We start from the raw sequence: 18,963 nt of genomic DNA on the forward strand, positions 1-18,963 counted from the left end.
TCAATCATCTTTTAAGCTTGCTCCATGCCCATTCTTTTCATTAAAAACAGCAACTCCTTTTATAATATTTACACCATCTGCTGGGTCATTTTTTAAAAGTGCAGCTCCGTCCATGTCTACATAATCTACCAATGAACTTAGATGGGCAATGGTGGAGATTCCAACGCTACTTTCTGTCATGCAACCCATCATTATTTTCAAATCTAATTCTCTAGCACGCTTTACCATTTCCAGAGCAGGATAAATACCACCACATTTTGTTAGCTTGATATTTATACCATCAAAATTTAATGCACATTTCTCCACATCACTTATGGAAAAACAACTTTCATCTGCAAAGATTGGCGTAGTACTAATTTCCTTCAAAATACCATGTTCCAATATCTTATCTTTTGCCAAAGGCTGCTCAATAAACTCTAGACCCAAAAGAACTAATTCGGGTAGTAATGCTATAGCTTCTTCCAACTCCCATGCGGCATTAACGTCTACCTTAAAAGGCTTTTCGCTAAAGCCTTTTAAGTATTTCAACGTTTCTAAATCATTTTCTCCGCCAAGCTTAATCTTAAAGCTTGGCCAATCTGACTCTGAAATGGTTTCTGCCATATTTTCAGGCTTATCCATCCCTATGGTAAAACAAGACGCTGGCAAATCATCAAGGTTTAATCCAAGATATTGATAAAGTGGCTTCGCTGCTTTTTTTGCTTGCCAATCATAATAGGCTATATCTACCGCACATTTAGCAAAATGGTTTTGCCCGAAAAGGGCATCAATTCTTCGCCAGAAAACTTCGTGAGATTTCCCGAAAAGCCCTTCAATCTCTGAGTTTAGCGACTCTATTAAATCGATGGACTCTTTTACCGTAATACCATAATATGGCACATGCGAAGCCTCGCCTATTCCTTCAATTTCCTCGTGAGAAATTTTGACAAAAAGCGTATCTGTATGCGTTCTTACACCATGCGAAATCCTAAATGGTGTTTTGTTTTCGAGACTGACCGTTTTAGTACTTAACTTCATACCAACTCCATTTCAAATAAGTGAGCCAATTTCTCTATCATTACACCTGCCACTTCATTAAAGTCTAAGGTCTTTCCTAATTCCATATGCATAGAAGTCACCGCTTTATCCTGAATTCCACAAGCAACAATGTTTGCGAAATAAGCTAAATCTGTATTTACATTTAAAGCCAATCCGTGCATAGTAACCCAGCGACTAGCCTTAACACCCATGGCACAAATTTTTCTTTCGCCTAATAATCTTTCTTTATTAGCTTCCAGCCAAACGCCGGTATAACCATCAACTCGGCCTGCCTCAATTCCATACTCCGCCAAAGTTAAAATCACAGCCTCTTCTAACAACCTTAAAAACCTATGAATGTCCGTAAAGAAGTTTTCCAAATCCAGAATTGGATAAATGACCAATTGCCCCGGACCATGATAGGTAATATCACCCCCTCTATTTATCTTATAAAAATTCACTTCCTTTTCTGCCAAGGCTGCTGCATCTAAAAGCAGGTTTTCCTCTTTCCCGCTTTTACCTAAAGTATAAACATGAGGATGCTGACAAATCAAAACGTGATTTGGCGTTGGCTTTTCTTCGTCGTTTTTTCTGTTCGACAACTTAACCGCTACCGTTTCCGCAAAAACCTTCTCTTGATAATCCCACGCTTCTTGATAGTCAATCAAGCCTAGGTCTGTTATTTTCACCTGCTTATTCTGCATTCTTCCCTCTTAAAGATTGAAATCTTATTTCCTTGCTAACACTTTCTTGACAAAATTAATTTTATATCTTCAAACAGTCACTAGAAAAACGAGGAGCAAACATCTTAAAAGACCCCACAATTGAAAAACAAAAGAAAAGTAGGAGACAAAGGAGAGCAATGGGCCGTTGACTATCTTAGCAAGAAAGGTTATCAAATCATTGACAGGAACCATCAAATCGGTCACCTTGAAATTGACATCATTGCTAAAAAAGAAGACTGGCTGATTTTTGTAGAAGTGAAACTACGAGCCGACAACGAACATGGAATGCCTGAAGACAATGTGGGCAAGTCAAAACAAAACTTCCTTATTAAAGCAGCCGACATTTACCTCAACCAAAACGATTGGGAAGGAAAAGTCAGATTCGACCTTATTTCAATAACTATTTCACCCTTTGAAATTGTTCATTTTGAAGACGCATTTTATTAAGGCTATTTAAAAAAATCACAATTAAGTCAAAAGTATAAATTGGTCGCTACATCTTTTTATCCCTATCTTTGACCATACCTTTTCCCTCATATGCTTTACTACCTTTTCGACTACCTACATAGGATTCTTGATTTGCCAGGAGCTGGCGTTTTCAGATACATATCATTTCGTGCTTCTGCAGCCACTATTTTATCTTTAGTGATTGCCGCTGTTTTTGGCAAGAAAATCATTAACCTTTTAAGAAATCTTCAAATTGGGGAATCAATAAGAGACCTTGGTCTTGACGGTCAAATGGAAAAAAAGGGCACTCCAACAATGGGTGGCTTCATTATTCTAGCATCACTTCTTATTCCAGTATTATTGTTTGCCAGACTTGACAATGTTTACATTGTTCTTTTAATCATTGCTACACTTTGGACCTGTATGATTGGCTTTGCCGATGATTACATCAAAGTTTTCAAAAAAGACAAAGAAGGACTAAAAGGAAAGTTTAAAGTAATTGGTCAAGTAGGTCTTGGGCTAATAGTTGGTCTTACCTTATATTATAATGATAGCGTAGTGGTAAGAGAATACGTTGGCAACTCTGGAGAATTTCTTGATGTTGCTAAACTTACCACCACCGTTCCCTTTTTAAAAGGAAATGAAATAGACTATGGCATCATGGGCTCATTTCTCCCAGATTTTTTAGCATGGCTCCCTTATGTCTTCATCTGTACATTTATTATAACAGCCGTTTCTAATGGTGCCAATATTACTGATGGCATCGACGGCCTTGCCGCTGGAACCTCTGCTATTATCGGTTTGTCAATAGCGATTTTTGCCTACCTCTCTGGAAATAAAATTTTCGCGGAGTACCTGAATATTATGCTCATCCCTAATTCCGGTGAGATTGTGATTTTCTGTGCTGCATTCTTGGGTGCCTGTATTGGCTTCTTGTGGTATAATGCATACCCAGCACAGGTATTTATGGGAGATACAGGAAGTTTAATGCTTGGCGGCGTGATTGCTACCATGGCATTAGCTCTAAGAAAAGAGTTACTAATTCCAGTTTTATGCGGAATATTCTTGATTGAACTAGTCTCGGTAATGGCTCAAGTTGCCTATTTCAAATATCAAAAACGAAAAAATGGCTTAGAGTATGCCAAAGCTAATCGCTTGCTGCTCATGTCGCCACTGCACCACCACTTCCAAAAAAAGGGAATGCATGAAGCCAAAATTGTAGCAAGATTCTGGATTATTGGAATTATTTTGGCTGTCATTTGTCTTGTTACTCTGAAACTTAGATAGGCTTAATATTTATTTTCAAAAGTCTATTGTATTTAAAACCACTTATTTATACCTTTGCAGCCCCAAAGGAATGCCTTCATGAAGCCGCCCGTGCTTCGAAGGGTTAATCAAGTTGGAGAAAACGGAAGTTCCGATCTGTTTTTTGTGCTGGTTTTCAGCACCTTACAACTTTACTTAGGCTTGAGATTTTTGACACTGAATTTGGGATAAGTTCAAAAATCAAAGGGCGAATGTTTTTTTATAAACGTTTAAAAATATAAACAGTGGATACATTAAGTTATAAGACCGTATCAGCGAACAACGCAACGGTCAACAAAGAATGGATAATTGTGGATGTAAAGGACCAAGTTTTAGGTCGCGTTTGCAGCCAGATTGCCAGCATACTAAAAGGAAAAAACAAAACGAACTACACTCCTCACGTAGACTGTGGTGACAATGTCATTGTAATCAACGCTGAAAAAGTGAAGCTTACTGGAAAGAAAATGACTGATAAGCAATATATCCGTCATACGGGCCATCCAGGTGGACAACGTTTTGCAACTCCTCGTGAATTAATGGAGAAAGACGGAAGAAGAGTAGTGGAAATGGCCGTTCGAGGCATGCTTCCTAAAACTCGTCTAGGTCGTAAGCAATTTACAAACCTGTTTGTTTATGTTGGAAGTGAGCATCCTCACACAGCACAACAAGCGAAGTCAATCGAACTTTAATTCTAAATTAAAACATTAAAAATATGCAAGTAATCAATACCATAGGTAGAAGAAAGACAGCAGTTGCAAGAGTATACATGCAGCCTGGTAAGGGTGATGTTGTTGTAAACGGTCGCGATTTGCAAACATATTTCCCAACGGAAGTATTACAAATTATTTTAAATCAACCTTTCAACTTAGTTGAAGCTGATGGAAAATATGACCTTAAAGTAAATGTTAATGGTGGTGGAATTGCTGGTCAAGCAGAAGCTATCAGAATGGCCATTTCTCGTGCTTTAGTTGAGGCTGACGGCGAAAATAGACCTGCTCTTAAGAAAGAAGGATTCCTTACTCGTGACTCTAGAATGGTAGAGCGTAAGAAATACGGACGTAGAAAAGCACGTAAGAGATTCCAATTCTCGAAACGTTAATAATATTGAAGATAGAATTCAGGATAATTGTTTATTCTGGATTCTGTCTTTCATAAAACACTTGTCCAGTCAGCACTTATCGTGTCCGATGTGTTGGGCTGCTTATTAATAACTCTTTAAAAACAAAAAAGAAATGGCACAGTTAACTTACAAAGAACTTTTAAACGCGGGTGTTCACTTCGGTCACCTTACGCGTAAGTGGGATCCACGTATGGCTCCATACATCTTCATGGAGAAGAATGGTATCCACATCATTGATTTGAACAAATCATTAGCGTCTCTTGGCCATGCTCAAGACTTCGTTAAAGGTATTGCTCGCTCTGGAAGAAAAATAATGTTTGTGGCTACTAAAAAGCAGGCACAAGAAATTGTTTCTGAAGAAGCAAAAAGACTTAAAATGCCTTTCGTTACAGAAAGATGGTTAGGTGGTATGCTTACCAACTTTCCTACTATCCGTAAGTCGTTAAAGAAAATGCAGAACATCGAGAAAATGCTTTCTGATGAGAAAACTGCAGCTAACTTAGCGAAGCGTGAAAGATTGATGTTAGACAGAGACAGAATCAAGTTGGAAAGATTACTTGGTGGTGTTACTGACATGTCAAGACTTCCTGCCGCACTTTTCGTTGTAGATATTAAGCGTGAGCACCTAGCTATCTCAGAAGCTAAGAGATTAGGTATACCGGTTATTGCAATGGTTGATACTAACTCTAACCCAGAATTAGTAGAACACGCAATTCCTGCAAATGATGATGCTTACAAATCTGTTTCTTTAATAACTCTTGCTATTGGTAAGGCTATTGAGGAAGGAATCATGGAAAGAAAGCAAGATAAAGAAGCTGCTGAACTTCAAGAAGCTGAAGAAGCTAAAAAAGTTGCTGACGCTAAGAAAGAAGCTGCTGCTGAAAAAGCTGCTGCCCAAAAAGCTGTAGCTGACGCTAAAGCTGAAGAAGCTGCTGCTCCTGCTGAAACAGCAGAAGCTCCTGCATCAACGGAAGAAGGTGAAGCTACTAAGAAAAAAAGAACTAGAACTAAGAAAGAAGTAACAGCTGAAACTCCAGCTGAAACTCCTGCAGAGTCTCCTAAAGAAGAAGGTGACAAAGCTTAATTCTAAGAAAGAAAAATAAGTTTTCGAATAGCCCGAAGGAAACTTTCGGGCTATTCACTTTTAAAAGTTTATAATTAAATATTTACAGAAAATGAAAATAACAGCTGCAGATGTAAACAAACTTCGTCAGGCCACAGGTGCTGGTATGATGGATTGTAAAAAAGCCCTTGTGGAAGCAGAAGGAGATTTTGATAAAGCAGTAGAGTTCTTAAGAAAGGCAGGACAAAAAGTAGCCGCTAAAAGAGCTGATAACACGACTTCTGAAGGTGTAATATTGGTAGACGTTAGCGACAGCGGTAAATCTGCAAAAGTATTAGCTTTTGCTTGTGAAACTGAGCCTGTATCTAAAGTTGAAGACTTTTCTTCTCTTGGTAATGCTGTATTACAAGCTGGTGTAAAACACCATGCTAAAGATGCAAGCACTTTAGCTGAGCTAAACATAGAAGATGGTAGACAAGTAAGCGAGGCTATTACTGAGCTTATTGGTAAAATTGGTGAGAAAATAGTTGTTTCTGATTATAAGCACGTAGAAGGTGAAGCTGTAGTTGCCTACATTCACTCAAATAACAAAGCTGCTGCTTTAGTATCTTTTGAAAATGTTCAAGGAGCTGATGTAGAAACTTTAGGAAAAGACGTAGCTATGCAAATAGTTGCAATGAAGCCTGTTGGTCTTGACAAAGACGATGTAGATCCTACAATCGTTGAGAAAGAGATTGAGATTGGAAAAGACCAAGCTCGTCAAGAAGGTAAGCCTGAAGCAATGCTTGAAAAAATTGCTCTTGGTAAACTTAACAAGTTCTACAAAGAGAATACTTTATTGAATCAGGCATTTGTTAAAGACCCTTCAATGAACATCGCTCAATTATTAGAAAAGACTCAAAAAGGTTTAAAAATCTCTTCGTTTGTACACGTTGTGATTGGATAATATCTCCTTTAATAGTTTTATAAAAAAGCCGTATCCATCAGGATATGGCTTTTTTCTTGCCTAAAAGTCAAAACTTATACCCAAAAAAAATCCAGCTAGGCACAGCCTAACTGGATTCAATAATCTGAATTTTAAATTAATCCTTACAGCGTTAAACCATAGCAGAAGTTTCTTGAAACGCTCTTATAAACGCCACAAATCAAGACACCATCTTCCTTATTTTTAACGGCTTCTTCAATAGCGGCATCAAACTCTTTCTTAGAGTCTACCCTAACATTACCAACTCTGGTAATAATAAAGCCCGCACGAATATCGGTATCTCTGGCAATACTTCCAGCCTCAAATACTTTCTCCACCTTAACGCCATTTCTAACGCCAATTTCTTCTTTTTCACTTGAAGACAAATCGTCAATCTTAACACCTAATTTAGATAGCACGCTCTTAGCTGCTTCTTTCTTAATTATTGACTTTCCACCATCTCTATTCCTTAATGTAACCGTATAATCCTTCTCTTTTCCATCACGGTTAACTGTAATCTTAACTTTATCTCCTGGGCGTTTAATACCAATTAACTCTCTAAACTTAGGCTCAGATTTAATCTCTTGCCCATCAATTTTAAGAATAACGTCACCTGGCTCGATGCCTGCTACATTAGCAGCTCCATCTTCTGTAGTTTCTCTTACATAAATACCTTGAGATACTTTAACCTCAAACTCTTTAGCATTCTTGTTATCCAATTCTACAGGAACAACACCTAGATAACCTCTTTGAACATTACCAAATTTTATTAAATCAGTAGTCACCTTTTTAACTATACCAGAAGGAACCGCAAAAGCATAACCCGCATAAGCTCCATTTGGCGAAGCAATGGCTGTATTAATACCTATTAATTCTCCTCTAAGGTTTACTAATGCTCCACCACTATTTCCCGGATTAACAGCAGCGTCTGTCTGAATAAAAGACTCAATAGGCGTATCTTCTTGCTGTCCACTTCTTTGAAATCTTTCCTGATACCCTCTAGCCAAAATACTAATATCTCTACCAATAGCACTGATAATTCCAGCCGTCACTGTTGACTCTAGATTGAAAGGATTACCTACGGCCAAAACCCACTCCCCTACTTTTACATTATCAGAATTTGCAAAAGTTAAACTAGGTAGGTCCTTCTCTGTTATTTTAATAACAGCAATATCCGTAGATGGGTCAACACCCACAACCTCCGCCGTATAGCTTTTCTTATTATACGTAATAACCTCCAATTCATCCGCTCCATCTACCACGTGGTTATTCGTTGCTATATATCCATCTTTTGAAATAATTACTCCCGACCCAGACGATTGCTGTTGCTGGCTTCTGGGTGCACCAAACATGTTATCATCAAAGCCAAAGAAATCATCAAAAATAGACGGCATTCTTTGCTGTCTAACAGCCCTTGTGGCTGTAGCCTTGATATGTACCACAGCAGGTGCAGAAACGCCAGCAGCGTAAGTAAAATCGCCTGGAGCCGCTGCCGGCAAATTGGCAAAATTGATTAGTTTTGAGTTCGTATCTGCATCGGAAGAAACCGCCTCATTAATTATTACAGCTTTCTCCTCCAGGCCTGAGTATTTAAAAGCCACCACAGTAGCCACACTACTTGCCACAGCTATTAATACAATTTTTAAGTTATTTTTCATAAACGCTTAATCTGATATCGGTTTAATTAATACATACAAAAATATTTTTTTGTACCTAAGAAACGAAGGCTTGCTGATTTAAATTCAAAGACACCACCTAGTCTTAACATTATTTAACAGCCTTTTTTCGCAAAAAGACGGCTTAGCATAAGCAAAGCCGTCCCAAAATCCCATATTCATCTATCCTACACTGATAAGTCTTGGCTCTTTAGGCTTAGCTTCTTCCTTCTTTGGTAAAGTTAGATCCAAAATTCCATCTTCATACGAAGCTTCTATTTTATCAACATCCACAGATTTTGGCAGATAAAACAGCCTTTCAAAAGAGGAGAAACTAAACTCCCTTCTCACATAATTCTCTTTTGACTCCTCTTTTTCTTCTGTACTTACAGTCGATATTTTCAAGTTCTTACCATCCACATTGATTTTGAAGTCCTCCTTCTTAAATCCTGGTACTGCCAATTCTATTTTGAAGGCCTCATCTGATTCCGAAACATTTGCTGCTGGAGTAGACTGTTTTAAACGATTTTCATTGAAAATTTCTCCCTCGCTAAAGAGTGTATTGAATAGTGAAGGATAAGCACCTACTGGTCTGAAAGATTTTACTAAAGTGTTCATAATTATTGTTGTTGTTAAGTTTTAAATCATTTTTTCAATTCAATTAATCCTCAACAACTCCTGTTCCAATCCCAAAAACAAGACATCTTGTCTTCATCTACCTCAAAACAGCAAACAAAGTATGCCATTTTGTCTTTAAATAGTCAGCCAAAAAAAATACCCTGTCATCAAATGACAGGGTACTCTTCTAATGAAATTATCTTACTTCCGAGTCTTTACCTTCTCTAATAAGTATTGTCCAATCTTAATTCCAGCGGCTTGTCCTTGTTCACATCCCGATCTGTAATGAATTCCACCATACATCCTACTGTATGAACAAGCTGTTGCAGCCTCTCTGAAAGACGGGAAACTCTTCACACCATGACCGTAAGGAAACTCCGTAGAATCCGTAAAAGCATAATTATCCCCTAACAAACCCGTCATTATTTCAGCAGAAGCAGCAGAAATAGTACTATGACCACTAGCATACTCAGGAAAAGGTGGTGTTTGTAAGTAAGGAACCCAATCAGAGTCGAACTCTGCATTAATCACAGTCTCTGGTCGTATCTTCTCACTTCTATACTTTTCCTTCCAACTGCTTATAAACGCCTCATGAAGAGCCGTAGAAACCATCATATACGTTTCTATCGATTCCATTGTAGATTTCTTCTGACCTTTCAATCCCGTTTTAGCAATAGCAAGCCAATGACCGCCAGGAGTCATCTTCTTATTCGCAAACATAACGTGACCTTGAACATTCATCACAAAAGCGTTGTCATCCCAAAACCAAGCCATGCTTTCTTGCTCCTCTGTTTTAGTTTTTGAAATATTATAAACTTCCATTAATTCTTTCCAAAAAGGACTCGACTTATCCAAACTATACGGTGGTGGTGGTGGTGGTGCAAATTGGTCTGCTGAATCTAAAGCCAATAATCTAATAGTCTCCCAATATGGTTCCATTGCATCACCATATTGAGGAGGTGTAGGAACCCAGTATCCAGGCTCGTTTTTCACTGTATATCTCAAACCCCTTGTTTGCGGATAGTTATCGCCCTTTGCATACTCTATTACATGATTTGCAATGGCCTCTCCATATTCTAAAGAGCGATCATAAACGTCCGAAGGAACTCCGGCTTCCTGAAAATCTTTGTATAAATTCTCTTCGAACTCATTATACTTGTCGATGGTAAACGTCTGGCTTTTTGCTACTAAAAGCAAAGCTTTAATACTAGCCAAAGGATAACAGTACTCCTCACCTTCTACGGGTTGCGGAACATTATCAAAACCATTAAACTGGCCTGCCATACTCAGAAACCTATCATCAGAATGTACCATAGCTTCATATGAAGCAAGTGTGCAATAAGAATAAATTCTACTTGCCACCGGAGGCGAGAAAATATCATGAATTATAACATCAGTCAATTTATCAATAGCCCCATGCAAATACTCAGGGTTGTTTGTGATTTTCCCATATTCTTCAGGCGTTTTTCTCTCACAAGCTACAAACACAAAGAATGCTGCAAATAGGAATAATACTTTTTTCATATCCAATTAAAATCTTAAAATTTCAGACAAAAATACAAATAGTTATTCATCAAGAATATTCTCTTCTACACTTGTTTTCTTTTCCCCATCGTGCAAAATGTCAACAACTTCTTTAATACGATAAACATCCCGATTATAACGATTGCTCAACAAAATAATAACAAAGTCTTCTCTTAAATCAAAAAACATAATGGTGTTATAGCCTTTCCACCAACCAGTATGGTAAATATAATCTGTTTGCTGCTTATCATTTACCCATAGCCTAAAACCGTAACCATAATTTCTTAAACCAGGAAACTCGAAACTTCTTGGAGTATATACTTCTCTCAAAGTTTCCTTTTTCAAAATAGTCTCAGACCTAAGGGCTTGATACCATTTCAATAAATCTTTAGTTGTAGAAAAAACCCCTTTATCCCCTCCTATATTATCATATATATCAAAAGGAATCTTCCTTCTATTCTGATACCCAAAGGTTCTGTTCGTTGAATCCCTTAATTCTGAAGCAAAATAAGAATTAGACATTCCTAAAGGCTCAAAAATCTCTTTCCTTAAATAATCTTTAAAGCTTAAGCCAGAAGCCTTCTCTACTATGGCGGCAAGAATAGCGAAGTTGGTATTGTTGTATGAGAAATAATGGTCTGGCAAATTAAAAGCCTTTGGCGATGGGTTCGCTTTAACAAACCAATCCAATAACATTTGATTATCAGGATAAAGTTTTTCCTTTCTCGCCTTTAAGTCAAACGTATACTCATAATATGGGAGACCAGACCTATGACTTAGCAAGCTGCGAAGCGTTACTCCTTCATAAGGAAAATCAGGGTAATAATCTTTAACTGTTAAATCTAGACTTAGTTTTCCCTTTTCCACCAATTGCATGATAGCAACAGACGTAAACGTCTTTGACAAAGAGGCCAACTGAAATGGTGTTTCATCGCTAATTAAAACAGAGTCCTCAAAATTTGCGAAGCCAATGGACGAATCACACAAAACAACACCACTTTGAGCTATCAAAATACTTCCATTAAAACCCTTTTTGACCTTACTTTGAACAAAATCTCTAAGTAAAGCCTCTTTTTTGGAAGCCGATATTTCCCTTCTCAAGGAATCTATTTTCTGCTGCTTGAGCCATTCAGAATCAATGGTACTTACTACTGTTTCTTCTCCAGACTTGGAGTTACAAGAATAAAAGAAGGTAGCACAAAACAGGATGGAATAAAAAAACCTTAAGAGCATTATCTCTGTACAGACAAATTAGAAGTGAAAACACTGCTTAGATAAATAACCAAAACGGTAAAAACTGTACTAGAAAATATTTTCAGAAGCGTATGTAAAAACAAATGTGTACCTCCTGCTTCAATGAAGAAAAGGGCAAGATGGTGAATAAACACCACAACACTAATGTAAACGAGGTAACGCTGATGACCGAGCTCCGGCAGCGTAACACTCAGGTCATTTTCAATTCCTTTGGCAGGGAAAAAGTACAGAAGTATGCCACGCCTTAAAAAACCAACTAAAGTACATGCAGCGGCATGCACACCAGCAGTATTATAAAACACATCTACCGTCAAGCCAATAAAAAAACTAATTAGAATTACCCAGAGGGTATCCATATCGCCCGGCAACCATAAAATAGCTACGATGTATATAAAACAAAAAGCTACATCATAAAGCACAAGATTACGCACCAACAGAATTTGAAGAGCTAAGTAGAGTATAACAACTAAAGTGGCCTTTATTAAACTTTGACTATTCATTCTCGTCCTCCCTTTCTAAGTTTAATTGCTCGTCTACTAACTTATTATTCACCACGTAGACATAAGTCAAACCACCGAAATCTGTGGCTAAAGTCACATCCAAATCATGGAAAGCTCCATTATCAGGCGTAGCCACCATTTTTATGGTACCTACTAAGATGTTTGGAGGAAAAATTAAATTTTGAGATGATGTTACTACACTATCGCCAACAGATACTTTCTTAAACTTATCAATAGTTCCTAGTTTCACCACGTCATGTGAAACACCGTTCCAATTAGCCAAACCTAAAGCTGTTTGACCAGACTCCCTTAATTTTTGATTTGTAACCTCTGAAGAAACTCTAAAATCATCATGAAGTATGCTGTAAATTCTAGAAAAATGCTGACTACATGACATCACCTGACCTACCACACCTCTCGGCCCTATTACTCCCATTCCTGGTTCAATGCCGTCCAGCCTACCCTTATCAATAGTGATATAGTTTTTATTTCTTGCCGTAGTACTATTAATTACCTTAGCTACCTGAAAATCAAACCGCTGAGCATAAATGGAATCAACTCTATAGAAAGCGTCAGGCCTTCCTTGTTTTTGCTCTAACTGAACCACCTTATCTCTCAGAGCCTTATTTTCGTTTGCTAAACCTAAGTTCTCCTCTTTAAGATAAAGATATTCTTTCGCCTTATAAGTAGCAGCCATTGTATTCGCAGCCACAGCGTTGGTGGAATTGAAGACATTAACATCCCATTGCAGATTATTCTTACGAATAAGTGCAAAGGAGATAATCTCCAAAAATAGGAATAAGAAAAAGTATTTGGCTTTGTTTAAAAGCCCAAGTAATTGAGACATAAAAAATTAAATGCTCAAATGATAAATTCTAATGAACTAAAACAGCTTGAAATTTCTCAATATTCTTAAGAATTTCACCTGTTCCTCTTACTACCGCCTTAAGCGGGTCTTCTGCCACATGAATAGGAAGCTTAGTTTTAAGTTCCAATCTCTTATCTAAACCATGAAGTAATGCACCACCGCCAGTAAGGAAAATCCCATTCTCAAAGATATCAGCAGAAAGCTCAGGTGGAGACATTTCTAAGGCTCTCATGATAGCCTCTTCTATTTTAGAGATAGACTTATCTAAAGCGTAAGCTATTTCACTATATGTAACTTTAATTTCCTTAGGAATTCCAGTCATCAAATCTCTACCTCTAATTTCGATGTCTGCAGGTGCATCATCTAAATCTGGTAATGCAGCTCCTACTTGAATTTTAATAGACTCTGCAGAACGCTCCCCTATCAAAAGGTTATGCTCTCTACGCATATAGTCGACAATGTCTCTAGTGAAAAGGTCTCCAGCGATTCTAACAGAAGCTTCGCAAACTATTCCTGAAAGAGCTATTACAGCAATCTCGGTAGTACCTCCTCCGATGTCAACAATCATTGACCCGTTAGGCTGCTCAATGTCGATTCCAATACCAACTGCTGCAGCTATTGGTTCATGAACCATATAAACCTCTTTGGCACCTGCGTGCTCACAAGAATCTTTAACGGCACGTTTTTCAACTTCCGTAATTCCTGAAGGAATACAAACAACCATTCTGTGTGATGGAGAAAAGAACCAACTCTTTCCAGAGTCAATCATCTTAATCATTCCTCTAATCATCAACTCAGCTGCTGTAAAATCAGCAATTACACCATCTTTAAGGGGCCTGATGGTTTTAATATTTTCATTGGTCTTTTCATGCATCTGCATGGCCTTGTGACCAATAGCCAAGACTTTCCCGCTTACCTTATCTAAGGCAATTATTGAAGGTTCATCAACAACAATTTTGTCTTTGTGAATTATAAGGGTATTCGCTGTACCCAAATCAATTGCGATGTCGCTAGTAAGAAAGCTAAATAGTCCTGCCATCCGAAGAGTTAATTCTTAAAAATATGGAAATAATGGATGCAAATTTACGATTATTATTTGCAAAATTTTCTTTGGCTAAAGATTTTTCTTGCTTAGTTTTCTTATGCTACCATTTGTTCTCAACAAATAATTAGCCAACTCTTAATCAGCCGGTTATCAACTTAAAGCCTTCGCCGTGTAAGTTTAGGATTTTAATGTTCTCGTCTGCCTTTAGATGTTTACGAAGTTTGGTAATGTAAACATCCATAGAGCGGGCGTTAAAATAGGAGTCGTCTCCCCAAATTAATTTCAAAGCATAACTCCTACTTACGGGCTTATTTGGGTTTTGACAAAACAGCTTTAATAGCTCAGATTCTTTGGTTGTCAACTTTTTAGATTCTCCCCCATTTAGGGTCAACTTTAAATCAATAGTGTTAAATGAATAAGGCCCAATTTTAAACTCTTCTTGAACCTCTTCAGGCTCTTGTTTACTTACTCGTCTAAGTATAGCCGCTATTCTCATCAAAAGCTCTTCCATGCTGAAAGGCTTTGTCATATAGTCGTCTGCTCCACTTTTAAAACCTTGGATGGTATCCTCCTTCATTGACTTTGCCGTCAAAAATATAATTGGGACATTCTCATCTTTGAGCCTAATTTCTTTGGCCAGAGAAAAACCATCTTTTTTTGGCATCATTACGTCTAAAAGACATAAATCAAAACCACCAACATTTAAGAACATGTCTAAACCTTGATTTCCATCTCTTGCCAGCTCTACTGTATAGCCTTTTGACGACAAATACTCTTGAAGTAGCATCCCTAAATTGGGGTCATCTTCGGCTAACAAGATCTTTAATTGGTTTTCCATTTTTATGTTAATTGGTTAGACTGCCGTGTTTAAAAATTCTAATTCAAAAGTTGTTCCTTTGCCAACAATGCTGTTGACTTTGATATTTCCATGATGCAAATCCATCATTTTTTTGACGTAGCTTAGGCCAAGGCCAAAACCTTTTACATCATGTACGTTTCCGGTAGAAACTCTATAAAACTTATCAAAGATTTTACCTAGTTGATCTTTTTTCATTCCAATACCCTCATCACTTATAATTACAGAAACACCTCCAACGGTGTCTCTTGTAGCCACTTTAATTTTTGGTTTTTCTGAAGAATATTTGTTTGCATTATCAAGCAAGTTATAAATCACATTAGTCATGTGAACTTCATCTGCTATAATTTCAGGATTGCTTGCTGCTAGATCTAACTCTAAGCTTCCTTCTTTATTTTCTATTTGTACGCTTAGGTTTTGACAAACCTGCTCTATGGTTTCATGAAGATCTACTTCAGTTTGATTTAATTTAACATGCCCTTTATCTAAAAGAGCCATCTGAAGCACTTTTTCTACCTGGCTTCCAAGCCTGCTATTTTCATCTTTTATGATGTTTAAATATTTTTCAGGATCATTTTTCATGCTGGCATCTTTCATAACCTCCACAGCTAATGAAATGGTAGATATAGGCGTTTTGAACTCATGTGTCATGTTATTGATAAAATCGTTCTTAATCATTGACAGTTTTTTCTGTTTCAGCATGGTGTTTACTGAAGTGAAGAAAATACCGCCTATCATTAAAATCAAGACCAGTGAGCTACCAAAAACAGACCACATGTTACCCATTATAAAATTCTCCTTTTGCGGAAAATAAACATATAGGTACTGATCTTGCTGAAAAGCGTCGTTAGGAAATAGCTTAACATTATAAGCCAAGTCGCTTAATTCAGGATTATTATCAAGGCCGAAGGATGCAAATCGCATATTCCCTTTGTCTTTTACCCCGTACTCAAAAGCCAAATCGATGCCGTGATTTTTCAGTTCTTGCTTAAGCAACGTGTCTAGCATTTCCTGATTAACGCGTTCGTAAATATCTCTTTTACCTTGCATAAAATCGGTAAAAACATCTTTGACTAAATCTGCTTTATTTCTAGATTTCTCCAGCTGCTCACTATCATCCACTACCTCCACCCATTCATATTCTGGTTCTTCCAGCTCAGTAGCCACCGCCTTCGCTTTGGGTTTTGGCTTTGAGACATTTTGTTTTTGACGTGCTCTTGCTGTGTCTAAGTTTGTTTGCTGAGCTCTACTAAGCGTATCGCCTATAACCGCTAATTGACCATTAGACTGCTGTAAGCCCATTGGCCCCATTCTTTGACCCGCATTTACAAAAGCCCTGAACTCTTGATCAATTATATTTAGAATTTGATTAATTCCTTGATTTCTATTGATGGCATCGCCAGACCTTTGATCTAATTGTTGCAAAATCAAATTTTGCTCACGCATCATCTTTTTAACAAAAGCCATTCTATTTTCTGGCAAAAGATTTCTCTCGTCAAAACCAGCATCTGATAACTGAATATTGATAGTAAACTCTTCCATGGCAGGCAAACCACCAGTTCTTGGGTCAAAAACCACAAAATGAGTATCTGGTCTTGCAATTGCAGACTGCCTAACAGGCTCTTCAACGGGTGTTTTCTTTGCCAATAATGGCTCGCTTACTTTTTTTATCGTTTTTGCTGAAGTTGGCTTCTTCTTTAAAACCCTCTTTAGCTTCTTTTTTGGCTTACCTTGGTCAGTTAAAGATGCTAAAGCCAAGCGTTCCTGTTCCTTAATTTTTTTATTTGCCAGAAATAGAACCTCTTGTTTCTCCACTCTATTTACGGCCTGGTTCATTGACTCCACTACTTTTCTATCAAATTGCTCTCTCTTAACCACAAGAGCATTTTCAATCCAATACCACTGAAAAGCAATCAGTGCGATTAGAGCAAATAACATTAAACCAATGATGTATTTTATATTCTTCATTTAAGCAGAAAAAGAGCCGATTAACATTTGATTCATATTACAAAAATAAAGTTTCGCTAGCCACCGCTTCAGCGTTTAACACTTTTTAACCTAGTCTAAGCCCAAAACCCAGTTAAAAGAAGTTCTAAATCAAACACACTTTCTCGCTAAAAACCTTAGCAGCATGCCCATATACTAATACTATGAAAGCGTTTATTACAACTCAATTGTGTAAAATTCACTTTATTAGATAGTCAAATTCCCCTTATTTATTACTTTTACCCGAAACAACAACCCTCTTAATGATCATGAAGCTTTCAGAAGCATCTCACGCGAGACAAGAAAAACACCCAGAAAGAATATTACAGTTTGGTACAGGCGTATTGCTTCGTGGCTTATGCGATTTCCTTATTGACAAAGCCAACAAAGACGGCTTTTTTAAAGGAAGTGCGGTAGTGGTAAAATCGATGCCAGGCGGAATAGAAGTATTTAACGCACAAGACAACCTTTATACCGTTTGCGTAAGAGGAATAAAAAGTGGCGAAAACATTTCTAAAAACGTTGTTTGCGAAACAATAAGCCGAGTTTTGGCTGCTAGCACTCAATGGGAGGAAATTCTTAAAACTGCTGAAAACCCTGACATGGATGTGGTAATAAGTAATACCACTGAAGTAGGCTTAAAGTATGTCAAAGAAACTTTAGATGGCGTTCCTACTTCATTCCCAGGAAAACTTACTGCTTGGTTACAAAGAAGATTTAATGCTGGCCTACCTGGCGTAATTATCATTCCTACAGAATTAGTGGTAGACAACGGTGATGTTTTAAAAGACCTTATTCTTCGTCAAATAGAAGACCAAAACCTTTGCAGCGAATTTAAAAACTGGATTGAAAATGAAACTAATTTCTGTAATTCTCTAGTAGACAGAATTGTTCCTGGAAAACCAGCTAAAGATGAGCTTCAAGAGATTTATAAAGAACTTGGTTACGAAGACCAGCTTCTCACAAAATCTGAAGTATATGCTCTTTGGGCTATTCAAGGAAACGAAGATGTAAAGAAAAGGCTTTCTTTTGAGCAAGCAGATGAGCGAGTAGTAGTAGAAAAAGATATTACACAGTATCGTGAGCTTAAGCTAAGAATGCTTAATGCACCGCATACATTAATGTGTGGCCTTTGCTTTTTAGCCGATTTCGAAACGGTTAAGGAAGCTCTTAATAATGATATTATAGAAAAATTCATTTCGAACTTAATGCTGACTGAACTCGCTCCGGCGGTTTCTTCAAAAGTAGACCCTAAGGTGGTTCAGCGTTATGGAAGAGAAATTATTGACAGATTCAGAAACCCATATCTTGATCATAAATGGCATAGCATTACTTTCCAGTATACCATGAAAATACAAATGAGGACCATTCCTCTTTTGACAAGATATTATGAAGTATTTGGCAATGTTCCTCATTACTTCGCAAGAGGCATGGCGGCTTACTTATTATTTATGAAAGCGGTTAAAGAAGAGAACGGACAATACTTTGGCGAGCATAATGGTGAAAGCTATATCCTAAATGATGACCAGGCAGCGTGGTATTTTGAAGCATGGAAGTGTGGTGATGCAAAAGAATTAGCAAAAAAAGCACTAAGCAATACTGATTTTTGGGGAATGGACTTATGCACCTTAGAAGGGTTTGAGGATGCAGTAGCTACGCACCTTTGCAACATGAATATGCTTGGTGTAAAAGAAGTGGTTTCGGCATTAAATGTATTTGCCTAGCCTTTCTTAAAATAACGAGATATAAAAGAAAAAGCGTTGGTAGTCGCACGGAAGTAATCTTCTGCTTGATTTCCAACGCTTTTGTGTAAGAATACGGTTGAATAAATGATTAAGCAAATCTAATAATAGAATTGTTATCCCAAACAGTGGGTTCCATTTTTTTCGCAACATTTTTAAAATAAAAATTCAAATTAATGCGGCATAAATACAATTTGGATTTCGCTCAAAAATTATTTTGAAAATATTTTAACTTTTTTCTGCCTAGTGTTTGGAAAATATAAACTCATCCTGC

Annotated in this window: 17 protein-coding genes and 1 pseudogene; 7 read left to right on the plus strand and 11 right to left on the minus strand. The window is 37.4% G+C overall.

Going from position 1 to position 18,963, the window contains the following annotated elements; all coding sequences use genetic code 11:
• Positions 1-1,017: a dipeptide epimerase gene (locus AC0L6O_RS00925; protein ID WP_473305616.1), complete on the minus strand. Its 1,017-nt coding sequence runs from the start codon at positions 1,015-1,017 to the stop codon at positions 1-3.
• A complete protein-coding gene (gene lipB, locus AC0L6O_RS00930; RefSeq protein ID WP_473305618.1) occupies positions 1,014-1,721 on the minus strand; it encodes a lipoyl(octanoyl) transferase LipB in 708 nt (235 codons plus the stop codon). The genes AC0L6O_RS00925 and lipB overlap by 4 nt, the downstream gene beginning before the upstream one ends.
• Positions 1,722-1,841: 120 nt before the next feature.
• Here lipB and AC0L6O_RS00935 point away from each other — a divergent pair, with 120 nt between their 5' ends.
• The 6 genes and pseudogenes from AC0L6O_RS00935 (at position 1,842) to tsf (ending at position 6,623) form a co-directional block, all read left to right on the plus strand.
• The gene (locus AC0L6O_RS00935; RefSeq protein ID WP_473305619.1) at positions 1,842-2,189 is read left to right on the plus strand and encodes a YraN family protein; all 348 of its coding nucleotides are present in this window, start codon (positions 1,842-1,844) and stop codon (positions 2,187-2,189) included.
• Positions 2,190-2,279: 90 nt separating this feature from the next.
• The gene (gene mraY, locus AC0L6O_RS00940) at positions 2,280-3,476 is read left to right on the plus strand and encodes a phospho-N-acetylmuramoyl-pentapeptide-transferase (RefSeq protein ID WP_473305620.1); all 1,197 of its coding nucleotides are present in this window, start codon (positions 2,280-2,282) and stop codon (positions 3,474-3,476) included.
• Positions 3,477-3,739: 263 nt separating this feature from the next.
• Positions 3,740-4,183 (plus strand): 50S ribosomal protein L13, encoded by a 444-nt coding sequence (rplM, locus tag AC0L6O_RS00945; protein ID WP_341226393.1) that lies wholly within the window; start codon positions 3,740-3,742, stop codon positions 4,181-4,183.
• Positions 4,184-4,206: 23 nt separating this feature from the next.
• On the plus strand, positions 4,207-4,593 hold the full coding sequence (gene rpsI / locus AC0L6O_RS00950) for a 30S ribosomal protein S9 (protein WP_341226394.1): 387 nt from the start codon (positions 4,207-4,209) through the stop codon (positions 4,591-4,593).
• 133 nt (positions 4,594-4,726) lie between these two features.
• A pseudogene (rpsB, locus tag AC0L6O_RS00955) lies at positions 4,727-5,545 on the plus strand (30S ribosomal protein S2); the annotation flags it as partial.
• A 244-nt stretch (positions 5,546-5,789) separates the two neighbouring features.
• Positions 5,790-6,623, plus strand: coding sequence for a translation elongation factor Ts (gene tsf / locus AC0L6O_RS00960; protein ID WP_473305622.1), 834 nt, complete (start codon positions 5,790-5,792; stop codon positions 6,621-6,623).
• Positions 6,624-6,766: 143 nt separating this feature from the next.
• On the opposite strand, the gene AC0L6O_RS00965 is transcribed toward tsf, so the two are convergent.
• The 9 genes from AC0L6O_RS00965 to AC0L6O_RS01005 form a co-directional block, all read right to left on the minus strand.
• The gene (locus tag AC0L6O_RS00965; protein WP_341226397.1) at positions 6,767-8,299 is read right to left on the minus strand and encodes a trypsin-like peptidase domain-containing protein; all 1,533 of its coding nucleotides are present in this window, start codon (positions 8,297-8,299) and stop codon (positions 6,767-6,769) included.
• A gap of 180 nt (positions 8,300-8,479) precedes the next feature.
• A complete protein-coding gene (locus tag AC0L6O_RS00970; protein ID WP_473305623.1) occupies positions 8,480-8,914 on the minus strand; it encodes an Hsp20/alpha crystallin family protein in 435 nt (144 codons plus the stop codon).
• Positions 8,915-9,115: 201 nt separating this feature from the next.
• A complete protein-coding gene (locus AC0L6O_RS00975; protein ID WP_473305625.1) occupies positions 9,116-10,438 on the minus strand; it encodes a vanadium-dependent haloperoxidase in 1,323 nt (440 codons plus the stop codon).
• Positions 10,439-10,480: 42 nt separating this feature from the next.
• Positions 10,481-11,671, minus strand: coding sequence for a serine hydrolase domain-containing protein (locus AC0L6O_RS00980; RefSeq protein WP_473305626.1), 1,191 nt, complete (start codon positions 11,669-11,671; stop codon positions 10,481-10,483).
• On the minus strand, positions 11,671-12,192 hold the full coding sequence (locus AC0L6O_RS00985) for a hypothetical protein (RefSeq protein ID WP_473305628.1): 522 nt from the start codon (positions 12,190-12,192) through the stop codon (positions 11,671-11,673). The genes AC0L6O_RS00980 and AC0L6O_RS00985 overlap by 1 nt, the downstream gene beginning before the upstream one ends.
• On the minus strand, positions 12,185-13,039 hold the full coding sequence (gene mreC, locus AC0L6O_RS00990) for a rod shape-determining protein MreC (protein ID WP_473305630.1): 855 nt from the start codon (positions 13,037-13,039) through the stop codon (positions 12,185-12,187). Before mreC ends, AC0L6O_RS00985 begins: the two co-directional genes overlap by 8 nt.
• Before the next feature lie 28 nt (positions 13,040-13,067).
• Positions 13,068-14,099 (minus strand): rod shape-determining protein, encoded by a 1,032-nt coding sequence (locus AC0L6O_RS00995; protein WP_111373174.1) that lies wholly within the window; start codon positions 14,097-14,099, stop codon positions 13,068-13,070.
• 145 nt (positions 14,100-14,244) lie between these two features.
• Positions 14,245-14,943 (minus strand): response regulator transcription factor, encoded by a 699-nt coding sequence (locus AC0L6O_RS01000; RefSeq protein ID WP_341226403.1) that lies wholly within the window; start codon positions 14,941-14,943, stop codon positions 14,245-14,247.
• 15 nt (positions 14,944-14,958) lie between these two features.
• Positions 14,959-16,929, minus strand: a complete 1,971-nt coding sequence (locus AC0L6O_RS01005) for a sensor histidine kinase (RefSeq protein ID WP_473305631.1) — start codon at positions 16,927-16,929, stop codon at positions 14,959-14,961.
• Positions 16,930-17,216: 287 nt separating this feature from the next.
• Between AC0L6O_RS01005 and AC0L6O_RS01010 the strand changes: the two genes are divergently transcribed.
• Positions 17,217-18,671: a tagaturonate reductase gene (locus AC0L6O_RS01010; RefSeq protein WP_473305632.1), complete on the plus strand. Its 1,455-nt coding sequence runs from the start codon at positions 17,217-17,219 to the stop codon at positions 18,669-18,671.
• Positions 18,672-18,963 lie beyond the last annotated feature (292 nt).

The sequence above is a fragment of the Arcticibacterium sp. GJ41-1 genome (assembly GCF_055808875.1).

What these genes read in the sequence shown, in the direction of transcription:
- AC0L6O_RS00980 (WP_473305626.1), bottom strand. Translation starts at nt 11,671, where the DNA reads ATGCTCTTAAGGTTTTTTTATTCCATCCTGTTTTGTGCTACCTTCTTT.
- AC0L6O_RS00965 (WP_341226397.1), bottom strand. Translation starts at nt 8,299, where the DNA reads ATGAAAAATAACTTAAAAATTGTATTAATAGCTGTGGCAAGTAGTGTG.
- mraY (WP_473305620.1), top strand. Translation starts at nt 2,280, where the DNA reads ATGCTTTACTACCTTTTCGACTACCTACATAGGATTCTTGATTTGCCA.
- AC0L6O_RS00975 (WP_473305625.1), bottom strand. Translation starts at nt 10,438, where the DNA reads ATGAAAAAAGTATTATTCCTATTTGCAGCATTCTTTGTGTTTGTAGCT.
- lipB (WP_473305618.1), bottom strand. Translation starts at nt 1,721, where the DNA reads ATGCAGAATAAGCAGGTGAAAATAACAGACCTAGGCTTGATTGACTAT.
- tsf (WP_473305622.1), top strand. Translation starts at nt 5,790, where the DNA reads ATGAAAATAACAGCTGCAGATGTAAACAAACTTCGTCAGGCCACAGGT.
- AC0L6O_RS01005 (WP_473305631.1), bottom strand. Translation starts at nt 16,929, where the DNA reads ATGAAGAATATAAAATACATCATTGGTTTAATGTTATTTGCTCTAATC.
- AC0L6O_RS01010 (WP_473305632.1), top strand. Translation starts at nt 17,217, where the DNA reads ATGAAGCTTTCAGAAGCATCTCACGCGAGACAAGAAAAACACCCAGAA.
- rpsI (WP_341226394.1), top strand. Translation starts at nt 4,207, where the DNA reads ATGCAAGTAATCAATACCATAGGTAGAAGAAAGACAGCAGTTGCAAGA.
- AC0L6O_RS01000 (WP_341226403.1), bottom strand. Translation starts at nt 14,943, where the DNA reads ATGGAAAACCAATTAAAGATCTTGTTAGCCGAAGATGACCCCAATTTA.
- AC0L6O_RS00970 (WP_473305623.1), bottom strand. Translation starts at nt 8,914, where the DNA reads ATGAACACTTTAGTAAAATCTTTCAGACCAGTAGGTGCTTATCCTTCA.
- mreC (WP_473305630.1), bottom strand. Translation starts at nt 13,039, where the DNA reads ATGTCTCAATTACTTGGGCTTTTAAACAAAGCCAAATACTTTTTCTTA.
- AC0L6O_RS00985 (WP_473305628.1), bottom strand. Translation starts at nt 12,192, where the DNA reads ATGAATAGTCAAAGTTTAATAAAGGCCACTTTAGTTGTTATACTCTAC.
- AC0L6O_RS00925 (WP_473305616.1), bottom strand. Translation starts at nt 1,017, where the DNA reads ATGAAGTTAAGTACTAAAACGGTCAGTCTCGAAAACAAAACACCATTT.
- AC0L6O_RS00995 (WP_111373174.1), bottom strand. Translation starts at nt 14,099, where the DNA reads ATGGCAGGACTATTTAGCTTTCTTACTAGCGACATCGCAATTGATTTG.